The organism is Lentzea aerocolonigenes (genome assembly GCF_000955955.1).
Classification (GTDB): Bacteria; Actinomycetota; Actinomycetes; order Mycobacteriales; family Pseudonocardiaceae; genus Lentzea; species Lentzea aerocolonigenes_A.
The window spans coordinates 1-13,894 of the sequence record NZ_JYJG01000181.1; the positions used below are offsets into that span (position 1 = coordinate 1).

Annotated in this window: 1 protein-coding gene; it reads right to left on the reverse strand. The window is 72.4% G+C overall.

Translation table 11 applies throughout. The annotated features are described in order from the left end of the window. On the reverse strand, window positions 1-13,894 hold a 13,894-nt coding region (locus UK23_RS52885; RefSeq protein ID WP_045313877.1), incomplete at both ends, for a hypothetical protein.

Here is a 13,894-nt window from a genome sequence, read left to right on the forward strand (position 1 = left end):
ATCCGAAGTCGGCCAGCGTGCGCTGCAGGTCGAACGCGATGCCGCCGCCGAAGCGGTCCGCACCGGTCAGGCAGGACACCAGGGTCAGGGCTTCCTGCTCGCGCACGGACATCAGGTCGCGGAACACCCGCAGGTCGTGCAGCAGCTCGCCCAGCGCGTCACCGCTCACGGTGACGGTGCGGCCGTCGGTCAGCTCGAGCCGCGCGTTGCCGGGGTTTCCGTGCAGAGTGACATAGGCGGACCGCTCCGGCCACGGCGCCGGCTGCGAACGGTCCGGCCTGCCGTGATCCGACCTCCCCTCGATGAGCGACGTCGTGCCCCGGTGCGGGAGCGACAGTTCCGTCACGTCGTGGCGCAGCTCCCGCCCGACCACGAACGACACGACCTGCGGACGGCCGTCCGGACCGTTGATCGAGGCGACCCGCACCTCGCTCGTGTGGAACCTGGTCGGCCAGCCCCTCCCCAGGGTGCGCGCCTCCAGCTCCCTGCCCTCGACCACGTCCGCCAGCGGGAACGCCCGCCACGAGCCACCGCGGTCCACGACGATCTGGCCGCCACGGCCCGGCCAGTCCGTGCGCAGGTGCACGTCCGTCGTCGGCGCCACCACCAGCTCATGCCAGCCGTTCGCCATCAACGCCTGCTGGAAGTCCCGCGCCGCCACACCGGCACCCGACCGGCCGGCGAGCAGCACCACCGCGCCGCCCTCGTTGGCCTCCGCCATCCGCTGGAACTTCGGCAGCTCGGACACCACGCGCCCGAACGTGGTCCCGTCGACCCGCACCCGCGAGCCGTCGGTCAGCCGCAGCTCGAAGGAGTCCTCGGCACCCCGCACCGCGACGTACATCGCGTCCTTGCGCCAGCGTGCGGGAGCCTCCATTCCCCCCTTGCTGCTCGGGAACCGGGAATCGCTCACCGGCTGCACGAAGGTGCGCAGGTGCTCGCTCCTGGGCGCGGCACCCCACCTCAGCGACGCGGAACGCTCGCCGCCGCTGAGGAACGTCAGCCCGACCGGTTCGCTGAACAGTCCCAGCGGATCGGTCCTGCGCCACATCCGCTGGACCCGGACCTCGCCGGACTCGAAGCGGCGCACCTCGCCGTTGGCGTCGTAACCCATCGGCCGCTGGTCCACCCACGGCGACCGCTGCGGCGAGGGAGCGTCCAGGTTCCGATGACCGGGCGCGGGCGTGACCTCCGCATCGGTGCCACGGTCGTGCCGCACCCCGCCGTCGGCCGATGCCAGGCGCGCGGCGCGGTGCTCGGCCCAGCCGTCACCGGCCCGCAGGACCGGCGTGCCGTCCGCACCGGCGACGACCTCGACCCCGCCGCGCGACTCGAACACCGAGTCGCGGAAGCCGAAGTCGCGGATCAGCGTCTGGTAGAAACCGCGGACCTGCCCCGACACGTCCACCGGCTGCGACACGGCCAGCGCGACAGGTGCCCGTTCCGCGCCGCGGAACGCCTCGGACTCGCCGACCACCCGCGCGAGCACCGGGCCATCGACGAACACCGTGTCACCGCGGGTGGTGCGCACCGCGAACTCGTTCGCCGCACCCGGCTCGACGTCCACGACGAACGCCCGCTCCGGCAGCGCACCGTCCTCGACGCGGCCGCCCGTGGCAGCCCAGGCCGAGCCGTCCTCCCGGAACGACACGCCGACCACCCGGCCGTCGCGCACCATCGGAGTCGACCGCACCTCGCCCGGCGCGAACGGCACCCACCGGGGATCGTCCTGCAGCCTACCCAGCGCCGTTGCCGCGCCAGACGAGAACTGCTCCCAGCGGCCGCCGTCGATGACATTGGTGTCCCAGGTGGTCTTGCTCCGCTCGTGCAGCGCGGTCGACTTCGTGGGCGCCACCACCGGCTGGTGATAGCCCAGCTCGACCAGCGCGCGCTGGAAGTCGTCAGCGACACCACCGACGCCGCGCCTCGCACCGACCTCGCAGGAGATCAGGGTCAGCGCCTCCTGCTCGCGCACCGACATCAGGTCCCGGAACACGCGCAGGTCGTGCAGCACCTCGGCCAGCACGTCGCCGCGTACCAGGACCTTCCGGCCATCGGTCAGCTCGAGCCCCACGAGGTGCGAACGGCCGTGCACCGTCACGTACGCCGACTGTTCGGGCCACGGCGCCGGCTGCGGCGTGATCCGGCCGTCGGCCACGTCCTGATCGAAGCTCTCGCCGCGGTCTCCCTCCGGCAACAGCCACGTGGTGCCGTTGTGACGGCGGCTCAGCAGGTCCTGGTCGACGCGCAGCGTCGACCCGGTCATGAACGTGACCGCGACCGGCCCGCCCTGCCGGTCGTCGACCCTGGCGACCCGCACCTCGCCGGTGCGGAACACGGTCGGCTCCGCCTTCATGGTGAGCGCGGGCAGGGACCGGTCCACGACCACGTCCGGCAGCGGGAACGCCTGCCAGGCCCCACCCCGGTCCACGACGATCTGGCCACCGCGCTTCAACCACGCGGTCCGCAGGTGGACATCGGCCGTCGGCGCCACCACCAGGTGATCCCAGCCCCGCGCCGCCAGCGCCTGCTGGAAGTCACGCGCCGCCGCACCCTCACCCGACCGGCCGGCCAGCAGCACCAGCGTGCCGCCGTCGTTGTTCTCGGTCATCGCGCGGAACGGCGCGAGCTCCGCCATCAACCGGCCGAGAGTGGACCCATCCACCTGCACGCGCGCGCCGTCGCTCAGCCACAGGTCGAAGGCGTCCCCGCCGCCCCGCACCGCGACGTACATCGAGTCCGCCCGCCACGGACCCGCCGTCTCCGCGGCGCCCTTGCTGCTCGGGAACGCCGACGAACCCTCGGGGTGCATGAACGTCCGCAGGTGCTCGTTGCCGGGCTCACGAGCCCACCGCAGCGAAGCGGACCGCTCGCCATCGGTGAGGAACGTCAGGCCGACCTGGTCACCGCCGCGCGTCATCGGCCGTACCTGGACCTCGACCGGCTCGAAGCGGCGCACGTCACCGGTCGCGTCCACACCCCGCAACCGCCCGAACCCGTAGGTGCGCGTGGACGACTCCCCAGTGGCCCCCGGCGTCCGCCCGGCGTCCGGGTCCGGTCCGGCGGTGGGGCGGCCGTGTTCGGCCACCGGCACGTCACTCGTGCGGACGTCGGCCGCCGGGAACGCCCGCCACGTCCCGCCGTGGCTCACGACGATCTGACCGGCTCCCGCCTCGTCCGTCCGCAGGCGGATCTCGGTCGTCGGCGCCATCACCTGCTCACGCCGTCCCGCAGTTTCCAGCGCCTGCTGGAAGTCCCGCGCCGCCTCGCCGGAACCGGACCAGTTCGTCAGCAGCACCACCGTGCCACCCTCGTTGCGGTTCGCGACGTGCTGGAACTTGTCCAGCTGGGACGTCACCCGCCCGAACGTCGAGCCGTCCACCCGCAGCGACGAGCCGTCCTTGAGCGACAGCTCGAAGTAGTCGCTGTCCCCGCGCACCGCCACGTACGTCGCATCCTCGCGCCACGACGCGGTCGTCTGCCTGGACTCGCCGATGACGCCCAACGGCGAAACCATCGGATGCACCAGCGTCTGGACGTGCGTGCTCCTGGGCTCGGCACCCCACGCGAGGGAGGTGTCGCGGGCGGGGCCGGTGAGGAAGGTCAACCCGACCGGATCGCTGAACAGGCCGAGCGGGTTGGTCTTCCGCCACATCCGCTGGACCTGGACCTCGCCCGCCTCGAACCGGCGCACCTCACCGGACAGGTCCACGCCACGCAACGTCGTGTCGGCGCCACCCGGGACAACGCGGACGGTGAGGTTGTCGCTGTGGTCGTAGACGGTCCAGCCGTCCTGGGTCCACACGGCACCGTCGCGCAGACCGGCGGCGCCCCTGGGCTCGTGGACCGGGTTCTCGACGAGGAACTCGACGCGAAGGGCGTTGTGGAACGCGCGTCCCTGGGTCGGGCCGTCCAGCGGGGTCGACATCACCAGCGCCAGCGGCTCCCCACTCGGGATGCGCCCCATGCCGCGGAACGTCTCGCTCTCGGCCACCACCCGTGCGAAGGCCGGACCATCGATGTGCACGGGCCTGCCCTCGCCCGTGTACACCAGGATCCTACCGTCCACATCGGACTCAGCCGACACGTGGAACGTCCGCTGCGAGAACTGCTTGGCCTGTGCGCCATCGGGAACGGGCCCGGTCTCCCCGGCGCCGTCCCGCCGGAACGACACGCCGACCTGGCGGTCTCCGTGCATGATCGGCGTCGACCGCACCTCACGCGGCTGGAACGGCGCCCAGCGGGCCTCGTCGGCCAGCAGGCCCAGCACGGCGGCCCCGCGGGACGAGAAGTGCTCCCACCGGCCGGCATCGACCACCTGCGTTCCCCACACACCAGGCCGGAGTGTGTGAGTGATGAGCGTTGTCGTCGGCGCCACCACCGGCCCGTGATACCCGAGCCCGGCGATCGCCTGCTGGAAGTCGTGCGCGAAACCGCCGGTGCGCCGGTTTGCGGCGACCGAACAGGACAGCAGGGTCAACGCTTCCTGCTCACGTGCGGACATCAGGTCGTGGAACGCCCGCAGATCGAACAACAGGCCGGCGAACTCCTCGCCCCGCACCCTGACCGTGCGCCCGTCGTTCAGCTCGACCGTCACGGTCTCGGGACTGCCGTGCATGTTCACGTACGCGGACTGCTCCGGCCACGGTGCGAGCTGCACGTCCGCCCGCCCCGTCCGCACGGCGCGATCGACCTCGGCGAAGCTGCGCACTCCCGCCGGCATCAGCCCGGTCGTGCCCTCGTGCGGGCGCGACAGCGACCTCAGCCCGAAGCGCTGATCGGTTCCGATCTGGAAGGTCACCGCCTGCGGCTTGCCGTCCGGGCCGTTGATCGAGGTGATCCGCACCTCGCTCGAGCGGAACGCGGTCGAGGTCCCGTACCGCGTCTCCGCCTCGATCAGCCGGTTCGAGACCACCTCGGCCTCCGGGAACGCCCGCCAGGAGCCACCGCGGTCAACGACGATCTGACCACCGCGTCCCGGCCAGTCCGTCCGCAGGTGCACGTCGGCCGTGGGCGCCACCACGAGCTGGTGCCAGCCCTGAGCCGCCAGCGCCCGCTGGAAGTCCGCGGCCGCGCCACCGACACCGGACCGGTCCGCCAGCAGCACCACCGTGCCGCTCTCGTTGTGGTTCATCATCCGCTGGAACTTGTTCAGCTGGGCCGTCACCCGGCCGAACGTCGAGCCGTCCACCCCCAGCCGCGAGCCGTCCTTCAGCCGCAGCTCGAACGTGCCGCCCTCGGCACGCACCGCGACGTACATCGCCTCCCTGCGCCACGGGCCCATCTGCTCCGCGGCACCCCTGCTGCTCGGGAACGACGACGATCCCTCCGGGTGCACGAACGTCTGGCGGTGCGTGCTCCTCGGCTCGGCACCCCACCTCAGGGAGTTGGTGCGGTCCTTGCCGCTGAGGAACGTCAGTCCGACCGGGTTGTCGTTCCACAGCCCCATCGGGTCGGTCCGCCGCCACATCCGGCTGACCCGGACCTCGCCCGGTTCGAACCGGCGCACCTCGCCGTTGAGGTCGACGCCCATCGGCCGCCGGTCCACCCACGGCGGCGGCTGCGGCACCGGAGTGTGCTCGGATTCGTCCGACGGCGTGCTCTCCCCGTCGTCGCTGGTGCGGTCGACCGGACTCTGCTCGCCACCGTCGTCCGGGGCGTTGCCCCCGTCGGCCTCCGCCGGCGTGATCTCCTCATCGGTGCCGGCGCGGCCCGGTGAAGACGAAGGCGCGACCGCGTCCTCGGCGTCAGCCCTCGCGTCGAGGTCGCGCGGCGCCACGCCGTCGGCCGGTGCCGAGGCGGTGCCGGGGTGCTCGGCCCAGCCGTCCCCGGCCCGCAGGACCGGCGTGCCGTCCGCGCCCGCGACGACCTCGACCCCGCCGCGCGACTCGAACACCGACTCGCGCAACCCGTAGTCGCGGACCAGCGTGTCGTGGAAACCGCGGACCTGCCCCGACACGTCCACCGGCTCGGACAGCGCCAGCACGACGGGAGCCCGCTCCGCACCGCGGAACGCCTCCGACTCACCGACCACCCGCGCGAGCACCGGGCCGTCGACGAAAACGGCGTCACCACGAGAGGTGCGCACCACGAACTCGCCGTCACCGGCAGGCTCGACGTCCACGACGAACGACCGCTCCGGCACCGGCGCGGTGAACCTGCCGCCCGTCTCGCCCCAGGCCGGACCGCCGTCCCGGAACGACACACCGACGACCTGGCCGTCGCGCAGCACCGGAGCCGAACGCACCTCGCCCGGCGTGAACGGCACCCACCGGGACTCCTCGGACAACCTGCCCAGCGCCGGTGCCAGGCCCGACGAGAACTGCTCCCAGCGGCCGCCGTCCTCGATGAAGGTCTCCCACACGGTCCGGCGCAACGTGTGCAGGTAGACCGGCTTCGTGGGCGCCACCACCGGCTGGTGGTAGCCGAACTCGGCCAGTGCGCGCTGGAAGTCGTCCGCGACACCACCTGCGGCCCGCACCGCACCGGTCGAGCAGGACAGCAGGGTCAGCGCTTCCTGTTCGCGCGCGGACATCAGGTCGCGGAACACCTGGAGGTTGTGCAGCACGTCGGCCAGCACGTCACCGGTGACACCGACCTTGCGGCCGTCGTTGAGCTCCAGGAACGCGTGGGTGGGGAACCCGTGCAGCGTCACGTACGCCGAGCGCTCCGGCCACGGCGCCGGCTGCGACCCGTCCCGCCCCTCGTCGAAGTCCTGCTCGACCCGCTGGCCGTGGTCGCCTTCCGGCAGCAGCAACGTCGTACCGCCGTCGGGACGACGCAGGTACGACACGTCTGAACGCATCTCCGCGCCGATGCCGAACGTCACCGCGACCGTCCTGCCCTGTGCATCGACGACCCCGGTGACCCGCACCTGGCTCGTGCGGAACTCGGTCGGCTCCTTCCTGGTCGTGAGCGCGGGCAGGACGTGGTCCTCGACGACGTCCGGCAGCGGGAACGCCCGCCAGGACCCGCCCTGGTCCACGACGAGCTGGCCACCCCGGCTCAGCAGCGGCGTCCGCAGGTGCACGTCGGTCGTCGGCGCGACCACCAGGTGGTCCCAGCCCTGCTCCGCCAGCGCCTGCTGGAAGTCGCGCGCCGCCGCACCTTCGGCCGACCGGCCCGAGAGCAGTACCAGCGAGCCGCCCGCGTTGTCCCTGGTCATGTCGCGGAACGGCCTCAGCTCGGCCACGACCCGCCCGAACGTCGACCCGTCCACGCGCACCGGCGCGCCGTCGGTCAGGCGCAGTTCGAACGAGAGGCGCAGTTCGAACGAGTTCTCCCCGCCGCGCACCGCGACGTACATCGCGTCCCGGCGCCACGGACCCGCCATCTCGGTGGCGCCCCTGCGGCTCGGGAACGACGACGAACCCTCGGGATGCATGAACGTCCGCAGGTGCTCATTCTCGGGTGCGCCTCCCCACCTGAGCGAGGCCGTCTGCTCGGAACCACTCAGGAACGTCAGGCCGACCGGCTCCCCGTCACGCAACATCGGCCGGAACTGCACCTCGCCGGGCTCGAACCGGCGCACTTCACCGGCGAGGTCGACGCCCTGTGGCCGTTCATCCGCCCACGGGATCTCCTCCGACAACGGCGTGCCGGACTCGTGGTGTGCCGTCCAGCCGTCCTCGGCCTGCAGCATCGGCGTGCCGTCCACGCCTTCGACGACCTCGACCGCGCCGCGCGGCTCGAACACCGTCTCGCGGAAGCCGAAGTCGCGGACCAGCGCCTCGTGGAACGCGGCGCCCTCTCCCGACGTGTCCAGCGGCGTCGACGTCACCAGCGCGAGCGGAGCCTCGTCCGCACCGCGGAACGCCCCGGACTCGGCGACCACCCGCGCGAAGGCCGGACCGTCGACGAACACGGAGTCACCGCGGGAGGTCTGCACCACGTACCAGCCGTCCGAGGACGACTCGACGTCCACGGCGAACGCGCGCTCCGGTACGCCGCCGTCGGCGATCCTGCCGCCGGTGGCCTCCAGAACCGAGCCCTCCGGCCGGAACGACACGCCGACCACCCGGCCGTCGCGCACGACCGGCTCCGAGCGCACTGCGTCAGGCGCGAACGAGTCCCACCGGCCCGTGCCGTCCGGGCTGGTGAACTCGCCCAGCACGTGCGCGGGCGCCGCCGTGAACCGCTCCCAGTTGCCGCCGTCCTTGACGCGCGTTTCCCAGCCGCGGCCGCTCCAGCCGTGGATGCCCACCGGGCGGGTGGGCGCGACCACCGGCTGGTGGTGCCCGAACTCGGCCAGCGTCCGCTGGAAGTCGTGCGCGGCACCACCAGTTCCGAGCACCGCACCGGTGGTGCAGGACATCAGCAGGATGGCACCCGGCTGACGCTCGGCCAGCATCTGGCGGAACGGGCGCAGGTCGTTGACCACGCGGGCGAAGGTCTCGCCGCTCACCTCGGCGATGCGCCCGTTGGTCAGTTCCACGTACATCGTGCGTTCGGTGCCGTGGGTGAAGAGGTGGGCCGAGTCCGCCGGCCAGGTCGGCATCTCGTAGCGGCCGGGCGGCGACCCGTCCGGCCTGGAGTTCCCGTTCTCGGGGAAACCCTCGTCGTAGAGGAACGTCCGGTTCAGGTAGGGGTCCCGCTCGACGCCGCGAATGGGTCCCAGCTCGGGTCCGACGACGAACGCCGTACCCATGCTGGTGCCGTCCGGGCCGGTGACCGCGCGAGTGCGCACCTCGGCCGTGCGGAACGTGACCGGAGTGCCGTCGGTGCGGACCCCGGACAGCTCCAGGTTCTCGATCACGTCGGGCAACGGGAAGGCACGCCACGAGCCGCCCCGGTCCAGCACCAGCTCGCCACCTCGGCCGAACCGCGGGGTCCGCAGGTGCACGTCCGCGGTCGGCGCCACCACCAGGTGGTCCATCGCGGCGGCCCGCAGCCCGCGTTCGAGGTCCGCCGCCGCGCCGCCCGGTCCGTCGAGGACACCGGACCGGCCGGACAGCAGCACCAGCAGAGCGGACTCGTTCTGCCGGGAGATCCGCTGGAACACGTCCAGTTCGGACAGCACCCGCGCGAACGTCGACCCGTCCACCCGCAACGGCGTGCCGTCGGTCAGCCGCACCTCGAAGGACTGCTCGCCGCCGCGCACCGCGACGTAGGTCGAGTCCGCCTGCCACGGCGCATCCGCGCGTTCGGCACCGCTGCGGCTGGGGAACGCCGAGGACGTCTCCGGGTGCAGGTAGCTGCGCAAGTGTGCTTCCGCGGGAGCCTCTCCCCACTTCAGGGAGCGCGTGCCTTCCTTGTCGGACAGGAACGTCAGGCCGATCTCCTGGCCCTGGCGCACCAGCGGACGCACCTGCACCTCGCCGGGCTCGAACCGGCGGACCTCGCCGCTCGGGTCCTCACCGGACGGCCGGTCGTCGGCCTGCGGCGAGGCGGCGCCTTCCACCTCGTCGGTGCTCGCCCTCGCCCCGTCGAGCTGGATCTCATCGGCCGCGTCCCGCACGACCTCGGCGTCGCGCGCCACCGACGTGCCGGGAACGGCCTCGGTCCCGGCTCTCCCGACCGGCATCTCGTACACCGACTCGCGGAAGCCGAACTCCCGCTGCAGGGTGTCATGGAAAGCCTGGCGCTGGCTCGGCACCTCCGCCGCCGTCGACGGCACCAGGGCGAGCGGCACCTGTTCCCCATCGCCCATCGCGGTGCGGAACGGCTCGGACTGAGCGACCACCCGCGCGAACGTCGGCCCGTCGACCGACAGCGCGATGCCGTCGGTGGTGCGCACGGTGAGCCAGCCGTCCGAAGAGGACTCGACGTCCACGACGAACGCCCGTCCCGCCGGCGTCGACGCGACCTCCGGCCGGAAGGACACACCGGCCACGCGGCCGTCGTCGCGCACCACCGGCACGGACCGCACGTCGGCGGGCGCGAACGACGTCCACTCGCCGTCCGCGGTGCGCACGCCGAGCTGCCGCACGTCACCGGAGGCGAACCTCTCCCAGGTGCCGGCGTCGGCGATCCACGGCTCCCAGGTGCCGTCGCCGTGCCGCCAGGTGCCCACCTGGCGGGTCGGCGCGACGACGGGCTGGCGGTGACCGAACTGGTCGAGCGCGCGCTGCAGGTCGTGCGCCACGCCGCCCGCCCTGGGGATCACGCCGGTGTCGCACGAGATCAGCGTGAGGGCCTCGGTGCCCGCCGTGCCGTCGCGGAACGCCTTCAGGTCGTGCAGCACCCGGCCGAAGGTCTCGCCGTCGACCTGGACGGTGCGGCCGTCGACGAGGTCGAGGTGCACGGCGTCGCCCTCGCCGTGCGCGAAGACGTAGGAGGAGTTCTCCGGCCACGGCGCGGTTTCGGAATGGCTCCGGCCTTGCGTCTCGGCGGCGTCGAGACCTTCCTCCGTCGGGTATCCGGCGTCGTAGCGACGCGTGGTGCCGGTCGGCTCGGACGTCACGGCGCCCATGTCGTCACGCAGGTCGCGGCCCACGGTGAAGGCCACGCCGGCCGGGGTGCCGTCCGCGCGGTGGATCGCGGTGGCCCGCACGTCGCCGGTGCGGAAGGTGGTCGGCGCACGGCCGTCACCGATCATCGCGGGCAGCACGGAGTTCTCGATGACGTCCGGCGTCGGGAACGCACGCCACCGGCCACCGCGGTCCAGCACGGTCTCGCCGCCGCGGTCCAGCAGAGCCCCGGCGCCTCCGAACAACGGGCCGCGCAGGCGCACGTCCGTCGTCGGCGCCACCACCAGGTGGTCCATCGCGGCATCCCGCAGCCCGCGCTCGAAGTCCCGCGCCGCACCACCCGGCCCGTCGAGGGCACCGCTGCGACCGGACAACAGGACCAGCGACGCGGCCTCGTTGTGCTCCGACATGCGGCGGAACGAGTCCAGTCCGGTCAACACCTCGGCGAACGTCGTGCCGTCCACGCGCAGCGGCGTGCCGTCGCTCAGCCGCAGCTCGAAGTGGCGCTCTCCGCCGGCCACCGCGACGTACTGCGCGTCGGCCCGCCACGGCGAGACGATCCGTTCCGCACCGCGAAGACCGGGGAACGCCGAGGACGTCTCCGGGTGCACGTAGCCGCGCAGGTGCGACTCCGCCGGTGCCTGCCCCCACTTCAGTGAACGTGTGCCCTCCTTGCCGGACAGGAAGGTCAGGCCGATCTCCTCGCCGCCCCGCACCAACGGCCGGACCCGCACCTCACCCGGTTCGAAGTGGCGGATCTCCCCGCTCGGGTCCACCCCGAACGGCCGCCGGTCCGTCCACGTCATCCGGTCGAGCTCGGCCACCGTGCCGCGAACCGGCGCCGCCTCCCGGTCCACGGCAGGAAGGACGGACTCGTCGCCCTCGTCGATCGTGTCGAGCCTTCCCGGCGTTGCCTCAGCGGCTTCGTCAGTCCTCCTGGGACTCGCTTCCTCGGGTGCGCGCAGGAAGTCCTCGATCGTCCTCCGCCCGCCCGGCGACGGCTCCTCGTCGATCGGCTCGTTCAGGAGGTCGAGCAGCGACTTCCTCGGCCGAGCGCTCTCCGACGGCGGCATCTCGGTGCCGGTCCGCGTTCCCGCGTCGACCGGCTCGGCCAGACCGAGCTGTTCGAGGCCGGCGCGGTCGGTCTCGATGACGATGGGGCTGTCCGGCACGGTGCGCACCGGCTCTGTCCAGGCCTCCGGCGCCTTCGAGCTGCGGAAGGTGGGCGTGACCGTCCATTGCGGAGTGAGCCGGACCAGGTAGCGCTCGTCGCCCCTGCCCGTCGGCGCGGCGCCCTCCTCCGACGAGGTCTCCTTCGTGGTCTTGACGGTCTGCTCGGCCTTCGACTGGTAGTCGACCGCCTTCACGAAGTTCTCGATCACGTTGAAGCCGGGCCGCTGCCTGGCGTTGTCGAGGTTCACCGCACTGGCGGTGGCCGCCGGCATCAGGCCGGTCTGGACACTGGTGGTCCGGTTGACCTTCGTGGTGTCCGTGTCCGACGTCTTGGTGGTCAGCTCGGTTCGCACCGGGCCGATCAGCTCCCGCTTCACCACGTCGGCCGTGATGTCGACCTGTCGCACCGCATCCGACGTGATCTTGACGGTGTAGGGCTCGCCGGCCAGCAGGCCGCGCAGGTGTGCCCGCAGCGGCAGGGACCCGGTCGCCGCCTGCAACTGGTGGATCGCGCGCGGGTGCAGCACGGGCCGGGGGCCGTCGCCGCGCGCCAGCACCTCCAGCGCCTCGTGCAACGCGGGCGAGTCGAACGGCCGGACGTGCAGCGGCGTCTCGTCCTTCAGCCCGGCGGGCAGCTCCCGTGCCTGCTGCCACTCCTTCAGCGACCCGGTGGCCTCCCGCTGCGACGGCGTCTGGTGCCCGTCGACCGGAACCGTCTCGTCCTTCGGCACGACCGAGCGCACTGCGGACGGCAGCGTGAAGTCGGTGGACCAAGGCTTCTCGTACCAGGTGCTGCCGGGGAAGTAGCGGCGGAACTTGGTGGCCCGCGAGTAGTTGTAGACGTCCATCGTGACGTGCAGGTCGTGCAGGAACTCGACGGCGTCCAACGACCTCTTGGCGGTCACGGTCTCGCTGTGCTCGTGCGTCACGGTGCGGGTGGTCGTGGTTTCCCCGAGGCCACCGACGCTGAGGCCGAAGCCGCCGGCGGGGAGGCCCTTCTTGCCCAGCCCGACCTGCGCGCCGATGCCCCAGTCCATGCTCCACACCGAACTGGTGGAGGACCCGGAGGTCCGGGACGCCGCCGTCTGGGCCTCGACCGTCTCGTCGAAGGCGAGGCGGTGGAACTCGCCGGGACCGAGGTTCGCACGCAGCACCACGAGCTGCTCGACGCGGCCGAAGACGTTGATGGCCGGCAGGAAGACCGGCAGGCCGCCGTTCAGCATGCTGCGCAGTGCCGGGCTGAACTCCGCTCCGGTCAGGGTCGGCCCGAGCACGTCGTTGACGAGCCGGTCGTTGATGGAGCCGAAGTCGCCGGCGCCGCGGCTCACGAGGTCGGACCGGGGTGAGGACAGCACCTCCTGGGCGAGCTCGACCACCGAGGCGGGAATGCTCCTGGCGCCCTGCTCGACCGACCATTCGTCGATCCTGCTGGAGATCTGGAAGAGCAGCTCCTTGCCCGCCTCCAGGCGGTGCAGCTCCACCCGGCCGCTGCCACGGCCCACGTTGGAGGGCGCGGCGACGTCGGGGTCGGCGTTCTCCTGCCGCGGGCCACGTTCGTCACGCGCCCCTGTCTCGTCCGAGCCGTGGTCCGAACCGTTGTCGTTGTCGTTGTCGTTGTCCGAACGGTGTTCCGAGCCGCGTTCCGGGCTGGAGTCGGTCTCACCCTCGTTCGTGCGCCGGTAGGCCTTCGCCTCCTCGGGGAGCAGGTGCTCGATGTCCGCGTCCCGCAGCAGACCGATCTGGTGGATCTCGCTGGCGGGGATCCACGCCGTGGCGGCGTCCGGCACGTGCACGCGCATCGCGTCCGAAGTGCCGCGGCCGTCGTGCTGGCCGCCGAGGAAGTCGTGCCAGCGCTGCCGCTTGGTGGTGTGCACGTCGTACGTCGCGTCGAAGGCGACCAGGTAGGCACGCTCGGACCGAGTGTGGACCAGGGTCTCCTTGACACCGGTGCCCTCGGTCGAGCCCTGCCTGCTCGTGTAGTTCACGCCGCCGGCGCCCAGCGCGACGACGGAGGCGAACTCGTGGCCGAGCGGAGGCACGTCGACAGCGCCGGCACCGACCTCGATGCCCTTGCCCTTCTGCCTTTCAGCGGTCCGGCCGTGTTCCACCACCTCAGCGGTGGAGAACTTGTGCGTGGTGTCGACGGAGACGATGCGGGGGTTCGTCAGGTCCGCGGACAGGTCGACCCGCACGACGCGTTCCCGGTCGCCGAGCAGACCGGGCCGGTTGTAGGTCCGCAGCTCCACGGTGTCCTTGAACACCGCGGTCCGGTCGAACCGTCCGGCCCGCGCCGGGAGCTCGGCGAAGGCCTC